Here is a 24,732-nt window from a genome sequence, read left to right as displayed (position 1 = left end):
GCAGTCAGAAGACAGCAAGTGATGGACGGCGAACAGCTCAGGCTGTTCGCCGTCTTGCGCTAGGGCGCCGCACGGCGGTCAGCTCGGCACAAGGAGAGACACGCAATGCTGGAAGACAGTCTCAAGGGCGAGATTCAGACCGCCTATCGCAAGCTGCTTGAGGGGCTTGAGCTGACGCCGCGCTATGGACAGCGGCTGATGATCGCCGAGATTGCACGCACCCTGGGCAACATCGAGCAGAATCCGGAAGGGTATCGCCTCGGCAACGAGCACGTCTGCGTGCTGGAGGCCGGTACCGGTACCGGCAAGACGCTCGCCTACCTGCTCTCCGCGCTGCCGGTCGCCAAGGCACGCGGCAAGCGGCTGGTGGTCTCCACCGCGACCATCGCGTTGCAGGAGCAGGTCATGCATCAGGACCTGCCGGCGCTCAAGAAGCATTCGGGGCTGACCTTCGACTATGCGCTGGCCAAGGGGCGGCGGCGCTATCTGTGCGTACAGAAGCTGGATCAGGCGCTGGAAGGCGTCGAGGACAACCCGACCATGGCGCTGTTCGAGCGCGACATGATCGCCAGCGATGGCGGCAGCTTCGTGGAGCTGGCCGGCAAGATGGCCGAGGACTATGCCAGCGGCGAGTGGGCCGGGGACCGCGACAGCTGGCCGCTGCAGGTCGAGGATCGCGACTGGGCGCGGCTGACCACGGACCACCGCCAGTGCACCAATCGCCGCTGCAGCCACTTCTCGGCGTGCGCCTTCTTCCGTGCCCGCCGTCAGCTGGAGCAGGCCGACATCATCGTCGCCAACCATGATCTGGTGCTGGCGGATCTCTCGCTGGGCGGCGGGCTGGTGCTGCCCTCGCCCAGTGATTGCATCTACGTCTTCGATGAGGCGCATCACCTGCCGGACAAGGCGCTGGATCACTTCCACCACCGCACGCCGATCAATCAGACGCTGCGCTGGCTGGGCAATCTCAAGAAGTCGCTCACCGAGCTGAACGCGGCGCTGGGCAGTCAGCCGACCATCGGGCGCCTGCTGGCGCGCATGCCGGAGTTGCTGGCCGACATCGAGCCGCGGCTGGGCGAGGTGTTCGGGTTGGGCCACCAGCTGGCTGACCTGCCGGAGGGGGCGGGCGATGATGCCACCAATCATCGTTTCGAGCGCGGCCAGGCACCGCAGGCGCTCAAGGAGTTGGGGCACAATCTGCTCAAGGGCTTCGCGGAGCTGTCACGGGCGCTGGAGCAGATCGCCGATATCCTGCGCGAGAGTCTGGACCCGGAGAAGGCGACAGGCCTGCCCAAGGAGAATGCTGAGGACTGGTTGCCGCTGGTGGCCCTGCTGCATGGACGTGCGCTGGAAGCCCATGCGCTGTGGGAGGCCATCGGCCTGAGCGACCCCGCGGATGGCCCGCCGCATGCGCGCTGGCTGACCTTCGAGCGCTTCAATGGCGAACCGGAGATGACCGTCTCGGCCAGCCCCGTCTCGGCGGCGGAGACCCTGGCGCGCCACCTGTGGGGGACCTGTTTCGGCGCGGTACTGACGTCCGCGACCCTGACGGCGCTCAACCGCTTCGAGCGCCTGCAGGAGCGCGCTGGTCTGGCCAATCGCTATCGCTATCAGCGACTGCCCAGCCCGTTCGATTATGGCAAGGCGGTGCTGGCCATCCCGCGCGAGGCGGTAGAACCGTCGCCGCCCGGCCCGCATGAGCAGGCGATCGTCGATTTCGTCAATGCGCTGGATGTGCGCGAGGCGGTGCTGGTGCTGTTCAGTTCGCGCAAGCAGCTGGCGGCGGTCAACAAGGCGCTGGACAACGAGACCCGCAAGCGGGTGCTGGCCCAGAGTCGCCTGCCCAAGCACGAGCTGCTCAGTCAGCACCGCAAGGCGGTGGATGGTGGTCGCGGCAGCATCATCTTCGGTCTGGCGAGCTTCGCCGAGGGGATCGATCTGCCCGGCAAGTACCTGACCCATGTGGTGATCACGCGGCTGCCGTTCGCGGTGCCGGATGACCCGGTCGGTGCGACGCTTGCAGAGTGGATCGAGTCGCGAGGCGGCAATCCGTTCATGCGCATCGCGGTGCCCGATGTGTCCATCAAGCTGGTACAGGCCTGCGGGCGCCTGATCCGCAAGGAGGCCGATGAGGGGCGCATCACGATTCTGGATCGGCGCATTCTGACCAAGCGTTACGGTCAGCAGCTGATCGAGGCATTGCCGCCCTTCGTGCGCGAGATTGACGGCGTACGTCAGAACTGAGCCGCAAGCCTGATCTGCAAGTACTGATCTGCAAGTGCTGATTCGCAAGTACTGATTCGCAAGTACTGATTCGCAAGTACTGATTCGCAAGTACTGATTCGCAAGTACTGAGTGGCCACAAAAAAGCCCCGCCGATCGGCGGGGCTTTTTCTGTCTGCCTGTCCGGTGCGTATCAGGCTTCGGCGGACTGCTCGAGACGGGCGCGCAGGGCGTCCTTGAGCTTGGTGTCCATGGTCTTGAAGGTCTCTTCGGTGGTCGCCCAGTCGATGCAGGCATCGGTGATGGAAACGCCATATTCCATCTTGCTGCGGTCGGCATTGATCTTCTGGGCGCCCCAGTTGATGTGCGACTCGACCATCAGGCCCATGATGGAGCGGTTGCCCTCGAGAATCTGCTGAGTGACGTTTTCCAGCACCAGCGGCTGCAGGCCCGGGTCCTTGTTGGAGTTGGCGTGGGAGCAGTCGACCATCAGATTGGCGGTGACGCCGGCCTTGGCCAGTTCCTGCTCGGCCAGGGCGACACTGACGCTGTCATAGTTCGGCTTGCCGTTGCCACCCCGCAGCACGACGTGGCCGTAGGCGTTGCCGCGGGTGCGGATGATCGCGACCTGACCGGCCTGATTGATGCCCAGGAAGTTGTGGCCGTGGGAGACGGACTGCAGGGCGTTGACGGCGACATCCAGCGAGCCGTCGGTGCCGTTCTTGAAGCCGACCGGGCATGAGAGGCCAGACGCCATCTCACGGTGAGTCTGGGATTCGGTGGTGCGCGCGCCGATGGCGGACCAGCTGATGCAGTCCTGCAGGTACTGCGGGGAGATCGGGTCCAGCGCTTCAGTGGCCAGCGGCAGGCCCATCTCGGCCAGTTCGACCAGCAGGCCGCGGGCGATGTGCAGGCCTTCCTCGATCTCGAAGGAATCGTTGAGGTGCGGGTCGTTGATCAATCCCTTCCAGCCGACCGTGGTGCGCGGCTTCTCGAAGTAGACGCGCATCACGATGTAGAGGCTGTCCTTGACCTCTTCCGCGAGCACCTTCAGGCGGCGAGCATAGTCGCGGGCGGCGTCCAGGTCATGGATGGAGCAGGGGCCGACCACCACCAGCAGGCGCGGATCCTCGCCGTCCAGAATGCGCTGGATGGTGCGACGGCCTTCGATGACGGTCTGCTCGGCCTTGTCGGTCAGCGGGATGTCCTGCTTGAGCGCCTGCGGAGTGATCAGTACATCCTGGGACAGGACGTTGAGGTTGTTGACGTGCTGTTCTGACATGACGGTGTCCTGAGCGTTGTTCGGTCCGCAATCGTGAGCGCAGATCCTGGCAGAGGCTGTCCCCCTGCCGTGAGTGGAGTCGTGAATGGCTCCATGGTATCTGCTGCTTTGACGCTTGTCAGCGGCTTTGGCGCAATATAAATCACCTGTCAAGGTAAATGGAGGGATCAGGAGCGAGTGTCATGCCTGGCAATGAGTCAGTCGTAAAGTAATCGTTACACTTGAGCGAGTCAGCGTCGCCAAACACGGTCATCTCAGGCGTAGGCATGGAAAACCTGTGGCTTTGGCCACCACGTGTCTTGCCGTGCAAATGATAAACAGGAACACTGTGCGTTGATTTTGGTCGCCCGAACGGGTGCAAGGTAGCCAGTGTGCTGTTCGAATTGCGCGACGCATCCATGAGCATGAATGTCAAAGGGGCCGGATTCCATATGCGCGAGTCGCAATTTCCTTCAGGTACTGATGCCCCGGGGACGTCTTTGCGAGTCGTCTCTAGCGGTGCCTCCACTCCCGCGGAGGGAGCGAGTGAATGAGTGTCAATGAGACAGATCAGCAGCTGGTCGAGCGCGCCCAGAAAGGGGATAACCGCGCCTTCGATCTGCTGGTCAACAAGTATCAACACAAGATTCTCGGCCTGATCAGCCGTTATGTGCATGATCATGCCGAAGTCCAGGATGTCGCCCAGGAAGCTTTCATCAAGGCCTATCGCGCCTTGCCCAATTTCCGGGCGGAGAGCGCCTTCTATACCTGGATGTATCGCATCGCCATCAATACCGCCAAGAATCATCTGGTCTCGCGGGGGCGGCGTCCCCCGGGGACGGATCTGGACATCGGGGATGCCGAGGTGCTGGATCAGTCCGGGCGTCTGGCGGATGTCGAGACACCGGAAGCGGCCATGGCGCGTGACGAGCTGGAGAAGGTGGTGTTCGATGCTATCGAGAAATTGCCGGAAGACCTGCGCACCGCCATCACGCTGCGCGAGTTCGACGGTCTGTCCTATGAGGATATCGCCGAGGTGATGCAGTGCCCGGTGGGGACCGTTCGCTCACGCATCTTCCGTGCTCGCGAATCGGTGGACAAGGCCATCCAGGGGCTGCTCAGTCCTGCTGCAGCTGGGGCGGTAGCTGACTGAGAGGGGCACAGTTGAGGACGGCGTCTGGCGGTCGAGCAGGACCCGACAGGCAGGTATCTGTCTCCGATGGTCTACATCCTTGTCTGTCGAGAAAACTCATCAAAAACAATGGCTTGTTCAGATAGTGCATGAAAAGTGAATGTTTTCTGAATGAATCGCGGAACGAACTGGCGCGCGCGTGATCATAGTGTGCAGATTGCCGGTTCGTTCAGTCGGGCCGCCAAGAGTCATGCAGCGAGCCAGTCGTGTCATGACGCCATTCGTTGTCTGAAATGCAGGTTGTGCCCCGTGATGGCCTGTCGAGTGTGAGGGTATTTACGCATGAATCTTAAGACCACCGAATCCGTGAAGGAGTCGCTGTCCGCGCTGATGGATGCGGAGGGTGACGAGCTGGATCTGCGACGTGTCCTCAAGGGGCTCGACGAATCGCCTGAGGCGGCAGACACCTGGCGTCGCTATCATCTTGCGCGCAGCGTCATGCACCGCGAGCGCGAGAGCAGCTTCACCATGGATATCTCGGCGGCCGTGAGTGCCGAGGTCGAGATGATCTCCCGTGAAGCGCCGGTTGCCGAACCCGTGGCCGAGCGCCGCAGCCTCTTCTCCTTCGCAGGCTCTGCCGCGATCGCGGCGGGTGTCGCGGTGATGGTGATCACCGGTGTGCAGGTCTTCAACGGCACTGACACCGGCGTGCCGAGCCTCAACGGCTCAGGCGCGGAGCTGGCCAGCGGGGCTTCAGGCCTGCAGGGTGGCGCGGTGCATCAGGTCAGCCAGCCGTCCGTGAATGCCGAGGCTTCCCAGTGGGCACAACCGAGTGCTGCAGGCGGCCTGATGCAGGTCGGCGTGACGGCTTCTCCGTCGCGTCCCATGTTCATGGCCCCGCAGAATGGCGGTTATGAATCCGGCATGTCGTCCAGCAACGTCGCGGCGGCGGATCTTGCCCAGCGTCGACTGCTTGAAGCGTACCTGAGCAAGTCGTCCGAGCGCGGCCCCGTGCCGGAGCGCAGCGAATGGATCAGTCTGCAGGATGTCGCCCAGTAACCTTCGCGGGATGACTGGCCTGCGATGGCGTCGTTGCCAGGGTAGGTGAAAGCAGCAAGTGGCGACAGGAAAAGAGGGGCAGCCAATGGCTGCCCCTCTTTTTGCGTCTGCATATCCTGGTTGCGCCCGCATATTCTGGTTGCGCCCGCATATCCTGGTCGCGTCCGGTCAGCGCCGTCACCTGGCGGTGTGGCCACTCTCCGCCTCAGTCATGTAGATAGCGATCTGCCGTCTGGATGTAGAGCGCCTCGACCTTGGCGCGTGCCCAGGGCGTGCGTCGCAGGAACTTGAGGCTGGAGTTGATGCTGGGGTCACTCAGGAAGCAATTGATGGGGATCAGTTCGCCCAGCGTCTCGAATCCGTAATGGTCGACCAGCCAGGTCAGCAACGCCTTGAGGGTGACCCCGTGCAGGGGGTCGAGACGCGAGGTGGAGGGTGGCGGTGCTTCGCTCATGAGAGTTCCTGTGCGGACATGGGTGTCATCTCGGTCGACCGGGATGAGGGGCAATGGCGGCGGGGTGAGGTGAAGCGTCCCCCTGAAAGGCGTTATTCTACCCATATGTGCTGCCGGCAGGTGGCGAGATTTCAGGAGTCGGCAAGATGATGCAGGAAGAAGGGCAGGTCACCGGTCATGGCAGGGAAGGGGTGTGGGTCGAGACCCAGCGCCGCTCCACCTGCGGAGCCTGCAAGGCTCGCAGCAGTTGCGGGAGCGGGCTGTTGAGCCAGTTCTCGCGCCGCAAGGCACACCGCGTGCTGATTCATGTGCCGCTTGGCGAGGCGTGGCCGATGGTCGGCGAACGGGTCGTGATCGGTATCGACGAATCCGCCTTCCTGCGCAGTGCCGGACTGCTGTATGGCCTGCCGCTGATGAGTGGCATGCTCGGCGGTATCGTGGCCGAGCAGCTGGCAGGCGCAGGGGCTCTGGTGGTGCCGCTGGGCTTTGCGCTCTCGCTGGCGGCGGGGCTGGGCGTGGTGCGCTGGCATGCCGCGCGTCCTGAGCAGCAGGCGCTGTATCGTCCCCGCCTGCTGCGTCGCCTGGGAGTGGACTCGCTGGCCATCAAGGCCGTCTGACGGCTCTTGTGCTCGGCTGACAGCTGCTCGCGCGCGTGAGCGGCAGTGGTCGACCCTCGCCCGTCCCCGAGAATGCTTGCTGCATGTCGTCTGTCGCTTTCATGCGACCTGAGGTTGCGTCGAGCGCGGTATCATTCGCTGAACTTCAACGCCGTCTTGGCGTCAATGAATGGGACGTCGCCTGCGGCGTCAGCATGCTGGATGGCAAGTGACAGCGTGCCTCATAACAAGTGACAGGACGTACCAGGAGTCGCATCGATGAAATCGCTTTCTCGCCTGATGGCGCCCGCGTTGGCCATGGCTGCCCTGATGGGTGCCCAGATGGCCCAGGCGCGTGAACTTCCCGATTTTACCCAGCTGGTCAAGGATTCGGCGCCTGCCGTGGTCAACATCGCGACCACCACCGAGATCAAACGTACCTCGGGCCCGGTGTTCCGTGGCCCGGATGGCCAGGAAATGCCGGAGTTCTTCAAGCACTTCTTCGGTGATCAGTTCCCCGGTCAGGGGCGTGGGGGGATCGAGAAGCGCTCCAGCCTCGGCTCCGGCTTCATCATCTCCGACGATGGCTACATCATGACCAACGCCCACGTCGTGGATGGTGCCGACGAGGTGATGGTGCGCCTGAATGACCGTCGGGAGCTGAAGGCTCAGGTGGTCGGCGAGGACAAGAAGACCGATATCGCGCTGCTCAAGGTCAAGGCGGATGATCTGCCCACTCTGCCGATGGGCGACAGTGATGCCCTGGAAGTCGGTCAGTGGGTGGCGGCCATCGGCTCGCCGTTCGGCTTCGATCACTCCGTCACGGCGGGGATCGTCAGTGCCATCGATCGCACGCTGCCCTCGGATGCCTATGTGCCCTTCATCCAGACGGATGTCGCGATCAACCCGGGCAACTCCGGGGGGCCGCTGTTTGATCTCGAGGGAGACGTGGTCGGAATCAACTCCCAGATCTACACCCGCTCCGGTGGCTTCATGGGGGTGAGCTTCGCGATTCCCATCAATGTGGCGATGGATGTGGCCGACAAGCTCAAGACCGATGGTCGCGTCGATCGTGGCTGGCTGGGGGTCGTCATCCAGCCGGTATCCAAGGATCTGGCCGAATCCTTCGGGCTGGACCGGGCGCGTGGCGCGCTGATCGCCGATCTTGACCCGGATGGCCCGGCCGCAGCGTCCGGCCTCAAGGCGGGCGACATCATCATGGCGGTCGATGGCGATGAGGTGGAAACCTCCGCCAATCTGCCGCGCATGGTCGGTGCCAGCTCGCCGGGGGATTCGCTCAAGCTTTCCATCCTGCGAGATGGCAAGCATCAGACCCTGCAGGCCAAGGTAGGTCACTGGCCGGGCAGCGATCAGGACAAGATCGCCGCTGCCAGCAATGACAAGCAAGGCCTGGGCATTGCCGTGACCGAGCTTGGCAAGGCGGCGCTGGCAGACATGAACCTCGACAATGGCGTCAAGGTGCTGGAGGTCGACCCACAGGGCGTGGCGGCAGAGGCGGGCATCACTGCCGGCGATGTGCTGGTCGAGCTCAATCAGCAGCCGTTGACCAGCGTGCAGTCGCTGCGTGACGTGGTGGCCAAGCTGCCGGCGGATCGCCCGGTCTCGCTGCGCCTGGTGCGCAACGGTCGCCCGCTGTACATCGCTTTGCGCATGCGCGATGAATGACGCGGACGCCAGTAAGGGAGGCGAGTGACGACGGGGCGCACGGGCGACTGTGCGCCCCGTCTGCATTCAGGGGCGAGCCCCTTCTCGCGGGGCTCGCAAGCATGAGGATTGCCCTGTGGCTGCCGTTCGAACGGCTGGGTGAGAGAGGTGCAAAAGGTAACGCCTTCTATCATCGCCTCAAGTCGGACTGTACAATGCGTGCAATTCGATTTCCGTCGTCTCCCGTGTTGGCCGTGTGATTTCACGGAGACGGGCACAAATACAGAGCAGTGATCCATGACCGAACGCGTAACGCCGCCGTCCTTGAAGCATATCCGCAACTTTTCAATCATCGCCCACATCGACCACGGCAAGTCCACGCTGGCTGACCGCATCATTCAGCTGTGCGAAGGCTTGAGTGACCGTGAGCTCAAGGAGCAGGTGCTTGACTCGATGGACATCGAGCGTGAGCGCGGCATCACCATCAAGGCTCAGTCGGTGACCCTCGACTACCACGCCGATGATGGCAATACCTATCAGCTGAACTTCATCGATACCCCGGGCCACGTCGACTTCTCCTATGAAGTCTCGCGCTCGCTGTATGCCTGTGAAGGGGCGCTGCTGGTGGTGGATGCCGGTCAGGGCGTCGAAGCCCAGTCGGTGGCCAACTGCTACACCGCCATCGAGCAGGGCCTCGAGGTGCTGCCGGTCCTCAACAAGATGGATCTGCCGCAGGCGGACCCGGAGAAGGTCTCCCAGGAGATCGAGGAGATCATCGGTCTGGACGCGACGGATGCCTGTCAGGTGTCGGCCAAGTCCGGCATGGGCATGGAAGCGCTGCTCGAACGTCTGGTGCGTGACATTCCGCCGCCCAAGGGCGATCCGGAAGCGCCGCTGCAGGCGTTGATCATCGACTCCTGGTTCGACAACTACCTCGGCGTCGTCTCGCTGGTGCGTATCTTCGACGGCACCCTGAAGAAGGGTGAGAAGATCCGCCTGAAGTCCACCGGCCGCGACTGGGAAACCGGCGCGATCGGTATCTTCACGCCCAAGCGCAAGGAAACCGGTGTGCTGCGTGCCGGCGAGGTAGGCTTCATCGTCGCCGGCATCAAGGACATCATGGGCGCGCCGGTGGGTGACACCATCGTGCACACCAAGACGGCCGACAAGGTCGAGCGTCTGCCGGGCTTCCAGAAGGTCAAGCCGCAGGTTTACGCCGGCATGTTCCCGATCAGCTCCGATGACTACGAGGACTTCCGTGACGCGCTGCAGAAACTGGCGCTCAACGATGCCTCGCTGGATTACGAGCCGGAGAACTCCGACGCACTGGGCTTCGGCTTCCGCGTCGGCTTCCTGGGCACCCTGCACATGGAGATCATCCAGGAGCGTCTGGAGCGCGAGTACAATCTCGACCTGCTGACGACTGCGCCGACGGTGATCTACGAGGTGCTGATGGACAACGGCGAAGTGCTGCCGGTGTCCAACCCCTCGAAGCTTCCGGACATGGCCAACGTCGATGAACTGCGTGAGCCGATCTGCCGCGCCACCATCCTCGTGCCACAGGAATACGTCGGCAACGTCATCACCGAGTGCGTCAATCGTCGCGGCGTCCAGCTCGACATGCAGTTCCTGGGCAGCCAGATCCAGCTGGTCTACGAGCTGCCGATGGCCGAGGTCGTGATGGACTTCTTCGATCGCCTCAAGTCCATCTCCAAGGGCTATGCCTCTCTGGATTACAGCTTCGAGCGTTTCGAGGCGGCCAAGCTGGTACGTCTGGACGTGCTGATCAATGGCGATCGCGTCGATGCGCTGGCGGCCATCATCCACCGCGACCATGCTCACGGCCGTGGCCGACTGCTGGTCGAGAAGATGAAGGAACTGATCCCGCGTCAGATGTTCGACGTGGCGATCCAGGCGGCCGTCGGAGGTCAGGTCGTGGCACGCTCCACCGTGAAGGCGCTGCGCAAGAACGTGACCGCCAAGTGCTACGGCGGCGACGTCAGCCGCAAGAAGAAGCTGCTCGAGAAGCAGAAAGCGGGCAAGAAGCGCATGAAGCAGGTCGGCCGGGTGGAAATTCCCCAGGACGCCTTCCTTGCCGTGCTCAAGATGAACGACTGATGCAGGCCGCCGGCTGGCGGCCTGCCCCAAGACCCAGGGCAGACAGGGATGACGATGGATTTCTCGCTAGTATTGGTGATTGCCGTAGCGGTAGCCGGCGTGGTGTGGCTGATAGATCTGATTGCCCTGCGCGGTGCGCGCAAGGCGCGTCTGGCCAAGGCCGAGGCATCCGTCGAAGGGGAGCTGGACAGTGGTACGCGTGAGAAGCTGACGCGGGACCCGTGGCTGGTGGACTATGCCAAGTCGTTCTTTCCGGTACTGTTGCTGGTGCTGGTGGTGCGCTCATTCGCCTATGAGCCGTTCCAGATTCCCTCCGGCTCGATGCTGCCGACGCTCAAGATCGGCGACTTCATCCTGGTCAACAAGTATGACTATGGCCTGCGCCTGCCGGTGGTCGACACCAAGGTGCTGGAGGTCGGCGAGCCCGAGCGTGGTGACGTGATGGTGTTCCGTTTCCCGGAGGACCCGTCCACCAACTTCATCAAGCGCGTCGTCGGTCTGCCCGGTGACACCATTCGCTATGAGGGCAAGCAGCTCTACGTGAATGGTCAGGCGGTCAGCAAGACGCTCAATGCGCGCAACGTCAGTGAGCAGCCCGGCGAGAGTCTGCTGGATGAGACACTGGGGAAACACGCCCATCAAATCTACAATAACCCTCAGGACCCCGGTCCGCAGATGCGCGAGATCCGGGTGCCTGAAGGGCAGTACTTCGTGATGGGTGACAACCGCGACCATTCCAACGACAGCCGCTACTGGGGCTTCGTGCCGGAAGAGAACATCGTCGGCAAGGCGGTCGCGGTGTGGATGCACTGGAAGGACGGATTCCCGGACTTTTCCTCGGTACGCCTGATTCATTGATCAGTGCATTGACCGGGCCGCCGAGAGGCGGCCCGGTCGTGTCTGGCAGCGCCGCCCGGCGGCGTGCCAGTACCGCAAGGACGGATCTTTCGACATGGGACGATGCGTCGTGCCTGCCATGTCAACCTGCTGTTCATCATGTCGGACCCGAGGCCACGAGCCTGCGGGCAGCGCGGCTGACGAATATCGGATTGGGATGGTGGCGATCGGCAACTCCTCAAGCCGTGTAGGCTTCGGGCATCGCGAAGCATGTCGATGACGACAGGCATCAGCCGTCAAGACTGATGCACCATTCGACAGGACGCCTGCGGGCGTCAGCGACAAAAAGAGAGTAGGGAGACCTGTGAGTAGCCCGCTGAATGCCTTTGTAAAGCGTATCGGCCACACCTTCGAGGATGCCAGTCTGTTGGAACTGGCATTGACCCATCGAAGCTATGGTGGCCAGAACAATGAGCGGCTCGAGTTTCTTGGCGATTCCATCGTCAATTTCGTGATCGCCGAAGCGCTGTTCCTGCGCTTCCCCCAGGCCCGTGAGGGCCAGCTGTCACGCCTGCGTGCGCGTCTGGTCAAGGGCCAGACCCTGGCGGAGCTTGCCCGTGAGTTCAAGCTGGGCGAGAACCTGCGCTTGGGCTCCGGCGAGATGAAGAGCGGCGGTCATCGTCGCGAATCCATCCTGGCTGACGCCGTGGAAGCCGTGATCGGTGCCATCTATCTGGATGCTGGCATGCAGGTCGTGCGTGAACACGTGCTGCGCTGGTACGACAGCCGTCTTGAGGCGTTGAACCTTCAGGACACCCAGAAAGATCCCAAGACACGTCTGCAGGAATTCCTGCAATCGCGTCAGGCGGCCCTGCCGCGCTATGAGGTGACCAGCGTCGAAGGCGAAGCGCATTCGCAGACCTTCAGCGTCGATTGCCACGTCGAGATGATCGACACCAAGACCACAGGCGTCGGCTCCAGCCGTCGCCATGCTGAACAGCAGGCGGCCGAGTTCGCGCTGCAACTGCTCGAACCTGCCCGCGGAGGCCGCTCATGAGCCATACCCCAGAAGACAACGTCACCCCGAGCGGCGACGCCCCTGATGCCTCTACCGAGACGCACACCGGCAACGCCGATGCCCTCGAGGGCATGCTGGCGGCCGCCGGTGTCAGCGATCAGCCGCTGCCGGATACCCGCTGTGGCTTCGTCGCCATCGTCGGGCGCCCCAATGTCGGCAAGTCGACGCTGATGAACCACATCCTGGGCCAGAAGGTCTCGATCACCTCGCGTCGTCCGCAGACCACACGTCACCAGGTGATGGGCATCCACACCGAGGACGGCACCCAGTGCGTCTTCGTCGATACCCCGGGGATCCACATCATGCAGCGCGATCGCAACAAGGCGATCAACCGCTTCATGAACCAGACCGCCACCCAGGCGCTGCGCGATGTGGACGCCGTGGTGTTCATCGTCGACCGCACCCGCTGGATGGAAGAAGACCAGATCGTGCTCGAGAAGCTGGCCCACGTGAAGGCGCCGGTGATTCTCGTCGTCAACAAGATCGACTGGCTGAAGGACAAGACCACTCTGGCCCCTTGGCTCCAGAGTCTTCAGGAGCGTCGTGACTTCGCGGCCATCATCCCGATGTCGGCCAAGAATGGCACCAACATCGACCTGCTGCTCGAGAACGTGATGGGGCGTCTGCCGCACGGCGAGCACATGTTCGCGGATGATCAGATCACCAACAAGAGCTCACGTTTCCTGGCCTCCGAGCTGGTGCGCGAGAAGGTGATGCGTCAGCTGGGTGACGAACTGCCGTACCAGATGACCGTCGAGATCGAGGAATTCAAGACCGATCAGCGCGGCACGCTGCACATCAGCGCGCTGATGATGGTCGAGCGTCAGGGCCAGAAGAAGATCCTGATCGGCGAGAATGGCGAGCGCATCAAGAACATCGGTCGCGAAGCGCGTCTCGAGATGGAGCGTGCCTTCGATGCCAAGGTGATGCTCAACCTGTGGGTCAAGGTCAAGCGTGGCTGGTCGGATGACGAGCGCGCCCTGAAAAGCCTGGGTTACACCCACGACAAGGACTGATGCTCCCCGCACCCGTGGTGCGGCAGGCAAGACGACTGCCGCGCCACGGGTGGCCTCATCAGTCGAGCATCGCCTGATGCTCGGCGTTCGCCTCTGCCGGATGCCATCTTCCCTGTCCGCAAGCCCTCTCTGTCGTGAGCCTGTCCGATGACGCCGCAACCGGCCTTCCTGCTGCATCGCAAGCCGTATCGTGAAACCAGTGCCATCATCGAGTTGCTGACCCTCGAGCATGGTCGGGTGCGCGCGGTGGCACGCGGTGTCCAGCGTCCGGGCAGCAAGTCGCGGGCGCGACTGCAGCCGTTCACTCCCCTGCACGTCACCTGGCGCGGGGAAAGCGATCTCAAGACGCTCAACCTGATGGAGACCGGCGGCAGCGCCAGTCTGCTGGCGGGGGAAGGGCTTCTGTGTGGCTTCTATGCCAATGAGCTATTGACGCGCACCTTGCCGGTGGAAATGCCGGTACCGGAGCTGTTCGCCCTCTATTCGCTGACCCTGGATGACGTGGCGCTGCCTGCTCGTCGCGCCCCGGCACTCAGGCGACTGGAATACACCCTGCTGGAAGCCCTTGAGCAATTGCCGCAGTTTCGTACGCTGGAGGATGCCCCTCTGATGCCCGACGTGCGCTACGACTATGTCGCCAGCGAGCGGCGTTTTCGCGCCCAACCCGAGGGGGCGGCAGGTATCGAGGGGCGTGCCTTGAAGCTGCTGGCCAGTGAGGACTGGGGGCACGCCGGCCTGTCGCGCGAGAGTCTATGGCTGGCGCGGCGCGCACTGGCGCCATTGCTGGGAGAGCGTCCGCTGCGCTCGCGTGAACTGATGCGTCAGCTGACCGCCCGGCGACGTGAAAGTCGTCAGACGGGATGATGCGGGCCTTGCCTGCAGGTCGTATCCTGTCGTCATGCAAGCTGTCTTCGTCATGGCACCTGTTGCCATGCCTATTTTCCATCTCCATCGCTAGGAGCTGATCATGCACCCGCTGCGTATCCTGCTCGGGGTCAATATTGACCACATCGCCACTCTGCGCCAGGCGCGTGGCACCCGTTATCCGGACCCGGTCCAGGCCGCGCTGGTCGCGGAGGAAGCCGGCGCCGATGGCATCACCGTGCACCTGCGTGAAGACCGTCGCCATATCCAGGAGCGCGACGTGCGTCTTCTGGCCGAGGTGCTCAATACGCGCATGAATCTCGAGATGGCCGTCAGTGACGAGATGCTGGCGCTGGCCGAGGAAGTGCGTCCGGCCAATGTCTGCCTGGTGCCGGAGAAGCGCGAGGAACTGACCACCGAGGGTGGTCTGGATGTCGCCGGGGATCTGGAACGCATCCGTGCGGCCTGTGAGCGTCTCGCGGCGGCGGGCTGTGAAGTCTCGCTGTTCATCGACCCGGAGCCTGAGCAGATTCGGGCCGCCTTCGAGGCCGGGGCGCCAGTCGTCGAGCTTCACACCGGTGCCTACGCGGATGCCAGCGGTGAAGCGGCGCGTGTCGAATTCGAGCGCATCGCGGCTGCAGCCGAGCTCGCCAACGAGCTGGGCCTGATCGTCAATGCCGGGCATGGTCTCAACTATCACAACGTCGAGGCCATCGCGGGCATCTCGGGGCTGAACGAGTTGAACATCGGCCATGCGATCATCGCGCGTGCCATGTTCGTCGGCCTCAAGGAGGCCGTCATCGAGATGAAGCGCCTGTGCATCGCCGGACAGGAAGCGGGGCTGATGGCAGCGCTGGATGCACACGACCATGACCATGAGCACGATGAGGATCATGAGCACGTGCAAGGGTCAGGCTGCTGCGGATGATCGTCGGGATAGGCACGGACATCGCGCGAATCGAGCGTTTCGAGGCCGGCATGGCACGTCACGGAGAGCGCTTCGCTCGGCGTCTGCTCGGAGCGCAGGAGCTGGCACGCTTCGCGGATCACCCCCAGCCGGCGGCTTTTCTGGCCAAGCGTTTCGCGGCCAAGGAAGCCTTCGTCAAGGCGCTGGGCACCGGGCTGCGCCAGGGCATGCGTTTCACCCAGATCCAGGTGGTGAACGATGCGTTGGGCAAGCCGTCCTTCGTGCTGTCAGATGAGGCGGAAGCGCTGACTGCACGTGCCGGGATTCGTCATCTGCATCTGTCGATCAGTGATGAGCGTGATCAGGCCATCGCCTTCGTGGTGCTGGAGCGCTGAGCATCCGCTGACCGCTGACCGCTGACCGCTGACCGCTGACCGCTGACCGCTGACCGCTGACAAGTGCTGGACATGACAACGCCACCCTCGCCTTGCGGCCAGGGTGGCGTTGTCGTTGTCGGCAGTGGGATGGTGAGGAGGGGGCGGAAAAGGGAAGAGAAAAAGGATTGGCGAAGAGCGGATGCCGTCATCAGTGCTCTCGGCCAGTGCTCTCGCTCAGCGCTCGCGGTCCGAGGCGTCGGGGCGCGATTCTGCCAGGAGCAAGGTGGCTTCCTCGCTCTGCGCCCACTGGGCAAGGCTTGCGATGGCATCGAACAGCGCGGCGACGTCGTCCTCCAGCTGATCCAGGCCACTGACGCGCAGGCGTGTCTCCAGCGCCTCGACCAGCAGTGCCAGGCGCGGCACGCCACAGTAGCGGCAGGCGCCATTCAGATAGTGCACCCCATCGAGCATGGCCTCGCCATCCTGCACCGCCCAGGCCCTGCGGATGGTGACCTCACTCTCCGGCAGACTCTTGATCAGCAGTCCCAGCATCTCCAGGGCCAGCGCCTTGCGCCCGCCGGCCATCTCGATGCCCAGTGCCATGTCGACGATGGGCAGTTCGCCATCCTGCTCGTTCAGTCCCTCGAATGCGGCGGGCATGGGAGGTGTACCCTCGGGGCACTTGCCACGCTCGATACTGCCCGCGTCAGTGGCACTGGAGAGGGGGGAGAAGGTGGGGGCCGTGTCGTGTGGCGGGGTCTTCGGCACGCTGAGCGTGATGCCAAGGTGACGGCTCAGCATGTTGGCCAGCAGGTGCTCGTCGACCGGCTTGATGAGGTAGTCATCCATGCCCTCGGCCAGCAGCTCCCGGCGCTCGTGTGCCAGGGCGTGCGCGGTCAACGCGATGACGGGAAGGTGCTCATGGCGCATGCGCTGTTGATGGCGCAGAGCCTTGGTGGCTTCCAGGCCGTTCATGCCCGGCATCTGGATATCCATCAGTACCGCATCCACCGGCTGCTGCTGTGCCAGGGCCAACGCTTCCTCGCCACTCTGGGCGGCCAGGGTATCCAGTCCCATGTCGGTGAGCAGTTCCTCGGCCAGCAGGCGATTGGAGGGGTTGTCATCGACGACCATCACGCACTTGCGCGTCATGTTCGGCGTCTCCGCAGGCGTGGCAGCCTGAGGCAGCCCGTCAGGCATGGGGGAGGCAGGCGGCGCCTCGGGGGCCCGCGGCGATGCCGGCGAGCGCTCCGGGAGCGGAGCGGAAAGATCAGGCGTCAGCCGCCCGGCCGTGGTGCCATCCTCCAGCGGCGTGAAGGCCGGCAGCTCCTGGAGGCGTGGTGTGTCGCGCCGCGGTGAATGCAGCAGGTTGGCCAGCTTGTGGCGCATCTGCAGGCGTGTGACCGGCTTGCTGAGCAGTTCGTCGATCCCGTATTGCTGCAGGTCCTCGATATTGGCCGGCAGTGGCGCATTCAGCAGACACAGCACGCGACACGGCAGGTGCTTGAGGCGCTGACTCCATTCCTCCAGCCGCTTCAGGTCACGGCTTTCCAGGGCGACTACCACGAGATCAGGCTGCTCCTCGATGCCGACGAGGTCCAGCGACCAGCGCGAGAGCAGGTAGCTCAGGGCGCGGCGCGTGGCCGGGTGTGGCTCGATGAGACAGATGCGCTGATGATCGAAGACGATCTCGCGCGGGCGCTCCTCGATGCTGCTGACGGCCACCGGCACGCTGAACAGGAAGGTGGAGCCATGTCCGGGCAGGCTTTCGACCTGGATCTCGCCACCCATCTGCTCCACCAGGCGCTTCGAGATCATCAGGCCCAGGCCGGTGCCGCCGAACTGGCGGGCGCGGGACGGGTCACCCTGGGAGAAGGCCTGGAACAGGCGGTTGCGTTGCGCACTGTCCATGCCGATGCCGGTATCGGCCACGGCAATCTTCAGGCGGGTACTGCTGCCGGATAGGTCATCCACCATCACGCGGACGATCACTTCGCCCTGTTCGGTGAACTTGACCGCATTGGCCACCAGATTGGTGACCACCTGCTTGATGCGCAGCGGGTCACCCTCGAAGCGTTGTGGCACGTCATCGTAGACCAGCCCCAGCAGGTGCAGATGCTTGCGATGCGCCTCCGGGGCGTGCATCGCCAGCACTTCCTCGATGAGCGGCTCGATGTCCATCTGGACCTTCTCGAGTTCGAGCTTGCCGGCCTCGATCTTGGAGAAGTCCAGGATGTCATTGATCAATGACATCAGCGAGGAGGAGGCGTTCTGCATGTGGCCCAGCCAGTCGCGCTGGCGGTTGTCCAGGTCACTGCGCCCCAGCAGGTTGCTGAAGCCGATGATGCCATTGAGCGGCGTGCGGATCTCATGGCTCATGTTGGCGAGGAATTCCGACTTGATGCGGTTGGCTTCCAGCGCCTTGCGGCGTGCCATGTCCAGTTCGATGTTCTTGATCTCGACGGTTTCCATCGACTCGTGCAGGTCACGCGTCGTCTGGTCGATCTGGTCCTGCATGTCTTCCCGCGCGCGCTTGAGCTGCTCGACGCTGAGATTGTAGTGCTCGGCCAGCTCGCTCATGTCGTCATTGCCCTGCACCGGTAGACGCTGGTGAGTCTCGCCGCGCGCGAGGCGGGTCATGGCTTCGCCAAGGTCATGGAAGGGCTGCAGCATGCGACGTGAGGCATGGTAGGCGAACAGCAGCAGTGCCAGTCCGAAGACCAGATTGGCCAGCCCATAGCCGACCAGCAGCTGATAGCGGTGCAGCACGATACGGGTATCGGAGGCCTCGAGAATCAGCCAGGAGATGCGGTCTCCGCGTCGTGCCTCCCGCCATGGGTCGATCACCGGTGTCACCAGCACCAGCGCGTCGGGGGCTTGCGGATAGGCGTCGCTTTCCAGCAGCGAGCTTGTCTGTGGACGTTGGCTCGGCCCCATGTGAAGCAGGGTGCCACCCTCGGGGGTTCGCAGCGTCAACCCTCGCACGTCGCGTTGATCGATGAGCATCTGTGCCAGTTCATGCAGACGCTGGTCGTCGGCTTCCAGGGCGGCATTGGCAAGCCCGGGCATGATCGCCTGCACACTGGCCTGCAGACGCTGCATCATGGCGGTGCGTTCACGACTGATCTCACGATCCACCACATAGAGGCTGAACAGCAGGCTCGTGGCAAGCGGCAGCAGAAGCAACGCGAGCTGAAAGCGGGTTCTAAGCAGCATGGCAGTCCATCGCGACGGGGCAGCGAGCCAGAGACTCGGATGCCGCAGGAAGAGGAAAACAGGGTTGCAGCGCCGCACCATTCGGAGGTGACGTGTCCGAGGGCCTGCGTGCAAGGCCCGCACAGCCGCCAGCGACGAGCGGCGTGCGAAAGCCAGGCTCAAGCATACCTTCCAGACTGCAGTGATGCGATGGTTCGCGCCCTGACAGGGAGGTGGCGGGAGCGATATACTGCGCACATCTTCTACACCCCCGACGTGGCCCCGATTGTCTCAGGTCTCGATGCTGCCTCCTGACGGTCAGCATCGGAGTATCCGGGCGCGTCCTTGGAGTCTGCCCCTCATGTCTCATGTCAGTGACCCCGCGGATCTTGCCGCGACTGAATTCCCCAGTCTTGCCGATGTCGTCGGCAATACGCCGTTGGTACGCCTGACGCGTATCACCGCCGGTCGCAACAACGTCTTGCTGGCCAAGCTGGAAGGCCACAATCCCGCGGGTTCCGTGAAGGATCGTCCGGCGCTTTCGATGTTCAATGAAGCCGAGGCCCGTGGCGAGATCCAGCCCGGTGACACCCTGGTGGAAGCCACCTCCGGCAACACCGGCATCGCGCTGGCGATGGTCGCGGCCATCAAGGGCTACCGCATGGTGCTGGTGATGCCCTCCACTGCCTCCAGCGAGCGCAAGCAGGCCATGGGCGCGTATGGCGCGACGCTGATCGAGGCAGACAACATGGAGCACGCGCGGGACATCGCCGATGGGATGATCGCGCGTGGCGAGGGCAAGGCCCTTGATCAGTTCGCCAATCAGGACAATCCCCTGGCGCACTACCGCACCACCGGACCGGAACTCTGGCAACAGACTCAGGGACGCATCACGCATTTCGTCTCCTCCATGGGCACGACCGGCACCATCATGGGCACCTCGCGCTATCTCAAGGAGCAGAATCCCGCCATCGAGATCGTGGGACTGCAACCGGCGGACGGCGCCAGCATCGCCGGCATCCGTCGTTGGCCCGAGGCCTATCTGCCGCGCATCTTCGATGCCTCGCGCATCGACCGCACCCTGGATATCGCTCAGCGGGACGCTGAAGTCTGCATGCGCCGTCTGGCGCGTGAGGAAGGCATTCTGGCGGGCGTGTCCTCCGGCGGCGCCCTGGCAGGGGCGCTCACGGTGGCGGAGCAGGTCGAGAACGCGGTGATCGTGTTCATCGTCTGTGACCGTGGCGACCGCTATCTGTCGACCGGCCTCTACACCCACGGAGATGACCTCTGATGGCACTGCTCGGACAGAAACGCCCAGCGCGCAAACCGACGCGTCGTGAGAAGGAAGTGGCCAGTCGCGAGACGCGCAACGTTAGTGATGCCGACAGCCAATGGCTGACGGTGGAACGTCTGGCGCATGATGGGCGAGGCGTCGCGCATGACGAGAACGGCAAGACCCAGTTCATCGACCAGGCCTTGCCCGGTGAGCGGGTCACGCTGGCCATCCACCGAACCCACAAGCGCTTCAACGAGGCGCATGTGCGCTCGCGGGACAATGCTGCCGAGAGTCGCGTGACGCCGCCGTGTGCGCACTTTGGCACCTGTGGTGGTTGTGATCTCCAGCACCTGGCATTGCCGGCCCAGCGCACCCACAAGGTGCAGGTGCTCAGTGAGCATGCACAGCGCAATGGCGTGGCGCTGGCGGATATCCAGCCACTGGGCGAGGACGAGCATCGTTATCGTCGGCGTGCACGCCTCGGGGTGCGCGTCACGGACAGCGGCGAGATCCAGCTGGGCTTCCGCGGCCGTGGCAGCAATCAGCTGGTGGATATCCAGAGCTGCAGCGTGCTGGTGCCGGCGCTGGATCGACTGATCACGCCGCTGCGCGAGCTGATCAATACGCTGGAAGCGCCCAAGCGTCTGGGCCATCTGGAGCTGACGGCCGCGGATGACCAGGTCATCCTGGTGATTCGACAGCTCAAGGCCGTGCCGCGTGATGCCGAGCGCTGGCAGGCCTTTGCCGAACAGCATGGGCTGGTGGTCGGCTGGCGAGTCGGGCGTGATCCGGTGGTGCTGGAATGGCTGGCCGGCACGCCGGACGCCGCCTACTCCGTGCGCGTCGGCGAGCGGACACTGCGTCTCGCCTTCTCGCCGGGTGACTTCGTGCAGGTCAATGCCGCGCTCAATCAGCGCCTGGTGGATACGGCGCTGGACTGGCTGGGCGACGTCAGTGGCCTTGCGGTCATGGACCTCTATGCCGGAGTCGGCAATCTCACGCTGGCCGTGGCGGCAGCGGGGGCCGCGAAGGTAACCGGCATCGAAGGCAGCCAGGGCATGGTGGATCAGCTGATCGCCAATGCCGAGCACAACGCGCTGCCTCAGGTGAGCGCTCGACGCGCCGACCTCAGTCGTGCGCTGCCATCACTCGAGGGTATCGACCTTCTGGTACTGGACCCGCCGCGCGATGGCGCTCAGCCTCTATGCGATGAGCTGGCACGTCACCTGCATGCCGGGAAGGTCTCCCATGCACCCGCACGGGTGCTGTACATCGCCTGTGACCCGACCACGTTGATGCGTGACGTGAAGATGCTCACCGACGCCGGCTATCGTGTCACGCGTGCGCTGATGGCGGACATGTTCGTTCACACGGCACATCTGGAATCGATGCTGCTGCTGGAGCGGATGGAAGACTGAGACGGCGCCCCCGGGCGCTGTCATCAAGATGGCAAGATATTCAAGGACATAGGGTCATGGTCAAGGTGCGCGAAGATCAGCCGCTGACCGATAGCGGTGGTGTGGACATCCCGGTGTGGGTCGCGCGACTGCGCGAGGAAGTCCCGTCGGTGAATGCCGAGGTCATGGTGCGAGCCTGTGAAGTCGCATTGAAGGTGGCGCGTGAGGCGGATGCGCGTGGCGACAAGCCCTGGCGTGAGCCGCTGGTCAGTTTCCGCTTCAGTCTCGAGATGGCGGATATCCTCTCGGAGCTGAAGCTTGACCAGCCTGCGCTGGTGGCGGCAGTGCTCTATCGCGCGGTGCGTGAGGGGCACCTGGGGCTTGAGGCCATCGACAAGCACTTCGGTGCCGAGGTGGCACGCCTGATCGAGGGCGTGCTCAACATGGCCGCCATCAGTCAGTTGCAGGCGCCCAGTCATGGCATGGCGCAGCACGATCAACAGGACAATCTGCGCAAGATGCTGGTGTCGATGATCGATGACGTGCGCATCGCGCTGATCAAGATCGCCGAGCGCACCGTCGCCCTGCGTCACGTCAAGGATGCGCCGCGCGAGAAGCGCATGCGGGTCGCCAATGAGGTCTTCGACATCTATGGTCCGCTGGCTCACCGTCTTGGCATCGGTCAGCTCAAGTGGGAGCTGGAGGATCTGTCCTTCCGCTACCGCGAGGAGACCGAATACAAGAACATCGCCAAGCAGCTGGCCGAGAAGCGTCTGGAGCGCGAGCATTACATCGCCGATCTGCTGGTCGAGATGCGCAGTCTGATGCGCGATCAGGGCATCAAGCACTTCGATGTCGCCGGCCGCGCCAAGCACATCTACTCCATCTGGCGGAAGATGAAGATCAAGCGCATCGCCTTCTCGCAGGTGTATGACGTGCGTGCGGTGCGGATTCTCGTCGGCACCGTCAGTGACTGCTATACGGCATTGGGCATCGTCCACTCGCGCTGGCACCACGTGCCTCACGAGTTCGATGACTACATCGCCAACCCGAAGAAGAATGGCTATCAGTCGCTGCACACCGCAGTGGTCGGGCCCAGCAACAAGGTCATCGAGATCCAGATCCGCACCTTCGACATGCACGAGGAGGCGGAGCTGGGCGTGTGTGCCCACTGGCGTTACAAGGGCCACGACGTCGGCCACAAGAGTCGCAGCTACGAGGACAAGATCGCCTGGTTGCGTCAGGTGCTCGAATGGCAGGACGAGGTCGGCGAGAGCGGGGGACAGGAGTCCATCCGTCAGGGCCTGAGTTCCGACGTGGCGCCTGACCGTATCTATGTCTTCACGCCGGAAGGGCACGTCATCGATCTGCCCAAGATCGCCACGCCCATCGACTTCGCCTATCGCGTGCACACCGAGGTGGGGCATCGCTGTCGTGGTGCCAAGGTTGACGGCCGTATCGTGCCGCTGACCTACAAGCTCAAGACCGGCCAGCAGGTCGAGATCCTGACGGCCACCAAGGGCGGGCCGAGTCGTGACTGGCTCAACCCCAATCTGGGCTATGTGCGTACCTCGCGCGCTCGCGCCAAGATCCAGACCTGGTTCAAGCTCCAGGCGCGGGATCAGAACGTCGACGAGGGCAAGGCGCTGCTCGAGAAGGAATTCTCGCGTCTGGCGCTGGAGAACCTTGATCGCGACAAGCTGGCCAACGCCGTCAACTATCCGACACGTGATGACATGTACGCCGCCATCGGCGCGGGGGACCTGCGGGTCGGCCAGGTGCTGCATCAGGCGCAGCAGCTGTTCGGCGACACCGATGATCAGGAGCAGCTCGAGCGCCTGCTGCGTCAGCGCAAGCCGCAGGGCAAGGAGAAGCCGGACGCCGTCATGGTGCTGGGGGTCGGCAACCTGAAGACCACCATGGCCAATTGCTGCCACCCGGTGCCGGGGGATCAGATCGCTGGCTTCATCACCCAGGGGCGTGGCGTGACGGTGCATCGTCAGGACTGCCCGAACCTGATCCAGCTGCGCTCGGACGAGCCGCGGCGCATCGTCGATGTCGACTGGGGCCAGCGGTCACGCAGCCAGTATCCGGTGGATATCGAGATCCAGGCCTGGGACCGCTCGGGGCTCCTGCGCGATGTCACCAATGTGCTCAGTGGCGACAAGGTCAATGTGCTGTCGGTCAATACGCGCACCGACCAGCTCGACAACATCGCCACGCTCAGGATCACGCTGGAGGTCGAGAACCTCGATGTGCTGGGACGCGTGTTCGCACGTATCCAGCAGCTGCCCAACATCATCGACGTCAAGCGCCTGCGGGTCGGTGGCAACAAGTCATGAGTGCCGCAACTCCCCCCGGACGCCATGGCCTTGAGGATCTGCTGACCCTGATGGCCGTGCTGCGTGACCCGCAGTACGGCTGTCCGTGGGATCTGAAACAGGACTACGCGAGCCTGGTGCCGCACACCCTGGAGGAGGCCTATGAAGTCGCCGACGTGATCGAGCGGGCCGCGGCAGATGCCGAGGTGCTCGACGAGCTGCCGGCGGAGCTGGGCGACCTGCTCTTTCAGGGCGTGTTCTACGCCCAGATCGCCAGCGAGCAGCAGCGTTTCGACTTCCATGACGTCATCCATGTGCTCACCGAGAAGATGCTGCGCCGCCATCCGCATGTCTTCCCGGATGGCACTCTGGCTTCGCGCCGTGAGGGCATCGCCACGCATGAGGTGGACGCAGGGTCGCTGAATGCCCAGTGGGAGACCCTCAAGCAGCAGGAGTCCGGCGAGCCATCTGCCAGCCAGGCCGCTGACGTCAGCGTGCTGGATGGCGTGCCGCTGGGCCTGCCGGCGCTGACGCGGGCGGCAAAGCTCTCGAAGAAGGCCTCACGTTCGGGCTTTGACTGGCCGGATACGAGTGGCGTGCTGGACAAGATCCGCGAGGAACTCGGCGAGGTCGAGGAAGCGCTGGCCGAGGGCGATGAGGCCCATGCGCGTGAGGAGGTGGGGGATCTGCTGTTCGCGGTGGTCAATCTGGCGCGGACGCTCAAGGCGGACCCGGAACAGCAGCTGCGGGCGACCAATGCCCGTTTCGCGTCCCGGTTCCGTCATGTGGAAGCCGCGATTGCGGCAGAGGGGCGTTCGCTGAAGGAGGCCAGTCTCGCCGAGATGGATGCGCACTGGGATGAGGCCAAGCGCCGGGAGCGGGCGGCCAGTCAGTCCGAGAGTCTCGAGGATGGCTCGTCGAACGCGCGCGCGGTGACTCCGCTTGTCAGGTGATGT

General features: G+C 63.6%; 19 protein-coding genes. 16 read left to right on the top strand and 3 right to left on the bottom strand.

Features of this window, described 5'->3' with window-relative positions; all coding sequences use genetic code 11:
* The first annotated feature begins 105 nt into the window (after positions 1-105).
* Complete coding sequence (dinG, locus tag BFX80_RS12900) at positions 106-2,244, top strand: ATP-dependent DNA helicase DinG (protein ID WP_084209120.1); 2,139 nt, start codon at positions 106-108, stop codon at positions 2,242-2,244.
* 172 nt (positions 2,245-2,416) lie between these two features.
* On the opposite strand, the gene BFX80_RS12895 is transcribed toward dinG, so the two are convergent.
* Complete coding sequence (locus BFX80_RS12895; RefSeq protein WP_077372149.1) at positions 2,417-3,505, bottom strand: 3-deoxy-7-phosphoheptulonate synthase; 1,089 nt, start codon at positions 3,503-3,505, stop codon at positions 2,417-2,419.
* Between the two features lie 529 nt (positions 3,506-4,034).
* On the opposite strand from BFX80_RS12895, the gene rpoE reads away from it, so the two are divergent.
* The gene (rpoE, locus tag BFX80_RS12890) at positions 4,035-4,637 is read left to right on the top strand and encodes an RNA polymerase sigma factor RpoE (protein WP_077372152.1); all 603 of its coding nucleotides are present in this window, start codon (positions 4,035-4,037) and stop codon (positions 4,635-4,637) included.
* 321 nt (positions 4,638-4,958) lie between these two features.
* Positions 4,959-5,675 (top strand): sigma-E factor negative regulatory protein, encoded by a 717-nt coding sequence (locus BFX80_RS12885; RefSeq protein WP_084209119.1) that lies wholly within the window; start codon positions 4,959-4,961, stop codon positions 5,673-5,675.
* 205 nt (positions 5,676-5,880) lie between these two features.
* On the opposite strand, the gene BFX80_RS12880 is transcribed toward BFX80_RS12885, so the two are convergent.
* Positions 5,881-6,129 (bottom strand): VF530 family protein, encoded by a 249-nt coding sequence (locus BFX80_RS12880; RefSeq protein ID WP_084209118.1) that lies wholly within the window; start codon positions 6,127-6,129, stop codon positions 5,881-5,883.
* Positions 6,130-6,275: 146 nt separating this feature from the next.
* Between BFX80_RS12880 and BFX80_RS12875 the strand changes: the two genes are divergently transcribed.
* The 9 genes from BFX80_RS12875 (at position 6,276) to acpS (ending at position 15,605) form a co-directional block, all read left to right on the top strand.
* Positions 6,276-6,746: a SoxR reducing system RseC family protein gene (locus BFX80_RS12875; RefSeq protein WP_077372161.1), complete on the top strand. Its 471-nt coding sequence runs from the start codon at positions 6,276-6,278 to the stop codon at positions 6,744-6,746.
* A 258-nt stretch (positions 6,747-7,004) separates the two neighbouring features.
* Complete coding sequence (locus tag BFX80_RS12870) at positions 7,005-8,411, top strand: DegQ family serine endoprotease (protein WP_065392616.1); 1,407 nt, start codon at positions 7,005-7,007, stop codon at positions 8,409-8,411.
* 276 nt (positions 8,412-8,687) lie between these two features.
* The gene (gene lepA, locus BFX80_RS12865; protein ID WP_084209117.1) at positions 8,688-10,508 is read left to right on the top strand and encodes a translation elongation factor 4; all 1,821 of its coding nucleotides are present in this window, start codon (positions 8,688-8,690) and stop codon (positions 10,506-10,508) included.
* Between the two features lie 54 nt (positions 10,509-10,562).
* Positions 10,563-11,366 (top strand): signal peptidase I, encoded by an 804-nt coding sequence (gene lepB / locus BFX80_RS12860; protein ID WP_077372167.1) that lies wholly within the window; start codon positions 10,563-10,565, stop codon positions 11,364-11,366.
* 343 nt (positions 11,367-11,709) lie between these two features.
* Positions 11,710-12,402, top strand: coding sequence for a ribonuclease III (gene rnc, locus BFX80_RS12855; protein WP_077372170.1), 693 nt, complete (start codon positions 11,710-11,712; stop codon positions 12,400-12,402).
* Positions 12,403-12,494: 92 nt separating this feature from the next.
* Positions 12,495-13,439, top strand: a complete 945-nt coding sequence (era, locus tag BFX80_RS12850) for a GTPase Era (protein ID WP_077373161.1) — start codon at positions 12,495-12,497, stop codon at positions 13,437-13,439.
* Between the two features lie 147 nt (positions 13,440-13,586).
* Positions 13,587-14,303, top strand: coding sequence for a DNA repair protein RecO (recO, locus tag BFX80_RS12845; protein ID WP_077372173.1), 717 nt, complete (start codon positions 13,587-13,589; stop codon positions 14,301-14,303).
* A 103-nt stretch (positions 14,304-14,406) separates the two neighbouring features.
* Positions 14,407-15,231, top strand: a complete 825-nt coding sequence (pdxJ, locus tag BFX80_RS12840; RefSeq protein WP_077372176.1) for a pyridoxine 5'-phosphate synthase — start codon at positions 14,407-14,409, stop codon at positions 15,229-15,231.
* Positions 15,228-15,605 carry a holo-ACP synthase gene (gene acpS, locus BFX80_RS12835; RefSeq protein ID WP_077372179.1) on the top strand — a complete coding sequence of 126 codons (378 nt, stop codon included), beginning with the start codon at positions 15,228-15,230 and terminating at the stop codon, positions 15,603-15,605. Before pdxJ ends, acpS begins: the two co-directional genes overlap by 4 nt.
* A gap of 216 nt (positions 15,606-15,821) precedes the next feature.
* Here the strand turns inward: acpS and BFX80_RS12830 are convergent, their stop codons facing one another.
* A complete protein-coding gene (locus BFX80_RS12830) occupies positions 15,822-18,803 on the bottom strand; it encodes a response regulator (RefSeq protein ID WP_167593045.1) in 2,982 nt (993 codons plus the stop codon).
* Between the two features lie 340 nt (positions 18,804-19,143).
* On the opposite strand from BFX80_RS12830, the gene cysM reads away from it, so the two are divergent.
* Genes cysM through mazG form a run of 4 tightly spaced genes read left to right on the top strand, consistent with a single transcriptional unit; the run spans position 19,144 to position 24,729 of the window.
* Positions 19,144-20,073 (top strand): cysteine synthase CysM, encoded by a 930-nt coding sequence (cysM, locus tag BFX80_RS12825; protein WP_077372185.1) that lies wholly within the window; start codon positions 19,144-19,146, stop codon positions 20,071-20,073.
* Positions 20,073-21,476, top strand: a complete 1,404-nt coding sequence (gene rlmD / locus BFX80_RS12820) for a 23S rRNA (uracil(1939)-C(5))-methyltransferase RlmD (RefSeq protein WP_084209115.1) — start codon at positions 20,073-20,075, stop codon at positions 21,474-21,476. Before cysM ends, rlmD begins: the two co-directional genes overlap by 1 nt.
* A gap of 56 nt (positions 21,477-21,532) precedes the next feature.
* Positions 21,533-23,797 (top strand): GTP diphosphokinase, encoded by a 2,265-nt coding sequence (gene relA, locus BFX80_RS12815; protein WP_077372191.1) that lies wholly within the window; start codon positions 21,533-21,535, stop codon positions 23,795-23,797.
* On the top strand, positions 23,794-24,729 hold the full coding sequence (gene mazG, locus BFX80_RS12810; RefSeq protein ID WP_084209114.1) for a nucleoside triphosphate pyrophosphohydrolase: 936 nt from the start codon (positions 23,794-23,796) through the stop codon (positions 24,727-24,729). The genes relA and mazG overlap by 4 nt, the downstream gene beginning before the upstream one ends.
* The last annotated feature ends 3 nt before the right edge of the window (positions 24,730-24,732 follow it).

This window comes from Cobetia marina (assembly GCF_001720485.1).
In the GTDB taxonomy this organism is placed as follows: Bacteria; Pseudomonadota; Gammaproteobacteria; order Pseudomonadales; family Halomonadaceae; genus Cobetia; species Cobetia marina.
This window is presented reverse-complemented; position numbering and strand designations above follow the sequence as displayed.

Coding starts and splice junctions, on each gene's coding strand:
- BFX80_RS12870 (WP_065392616.1), top strand. CDS start 7,005: ATGAAATCGCTTTCTCGCCTGATGGCGCCCGCGTTGGCCATGGCTGCC.
- lepB (WP_077372167.1), top strand. CDS start 10,563: ATGGATTTCTCGCTAGTATTGGTGATTGCCGTAGCGGTAGCCGGCGTG.
- rlmD (WP_084209115.1), top strand. CDS start 20,073: ATGGCACTGCTCGGACAGAAACGCCCAGCGCGCAAACCGACGCGTCGT.
- mazG (WP_084209114.1), top strand. CDS start 23,794: ATGAGTGCCGCAACTCCCCCCGGACGCCATGGCCTTGAGGATCTGCTG.
- BFX80_RS12830 (WP_167593045.1), bottom strand. CDS start 18,803: ATGCTGCTTAGAACCCGCTTTCAGCTCGCGTTGCTTCTGCTGCCGCTT.
- dinG (WP_084209120.1), top strand. CDS start 106: ATGCTGGAAGACAGTCTCAAGGGCGAGATTCAGACCGCCTATCGCAAG.
- rpoE (WP_077372152.1), top strand. CDS start 4,035: ATGAGTGTCAATGAGACAGATCAGCAGCTGGTCGAGCGCGCCCAGAAA.
- recO (WP_077372173.1), top strand. CDS start 13,587: ATGACGCCGCAACCGGCCTTCCTGCTGCATCGCAAGCCGTATCGTGAA.
- relA (WP_077372191.1), top strand. CDS start 21,533: ATGGTCAAGGTGCGCGAAGATCAGCCGCTGACCGATAGCGGTGGTGTG.
- cysM (WP_077372185.1), top strand. CDS start 19,144: ATGTCTCATGTCAGTGACCCCGCGGATCTTGCCGCGACTGAATTCCCC.
- BFX80_RS12895 (WP_077372149.1), bottom strand. CDS start 3,505: ATGTCAGAACAGCACGTCAACAACCTCAACGTCCTGTCCCAGGATGTA.
- era (WP_077373161.1), top strand. CDS start 12,495: ATGCTGGCGGCCGCCGGTGTCAGCGATCAGCCGCTGCCGGATACCCGC.
- BFX80_RS12885 (WP_084209119.1), top strand. CDS start 4,959: ATGAATCTTAAGACCACCGAATCCGTGAAGGAGTCGCTGTCCGCGCTG.
- lepA (WP_084209117.1), top strand. CDS start 8,688: ATGACCGAACGCGTAACGCCGCCGTCCTTGAAGCATATCCGCAACTTT.
- BFX80_RS12875 (WP_077372161.1), top strand. CDS start 6,276: ATGATGCAGGAAGAAGGGCAGGTCACCGGTCATGGCAGGGAAGGGGTG.
- BFX80_RS12880 (WP_084209118.1), bottom strand. CDS start 6,129: ATGAGCGAAGCACCGCCACCCTCCACCTCGCGTCTCGACCCCCTGCAC.
- pdxJ (WP_077372176.1), top strand. CDS start 14,407: ATGCACCCGCTGCGTATCCTGCTCGGGGTCAATATTGACCACATCGCC.
- acpS (WP_077372179.1), top strand. CDS start 15,228: ATGATCGTCGGGATAGGCACGGACATCGCGCGAATCGAGCGTTTCGAG.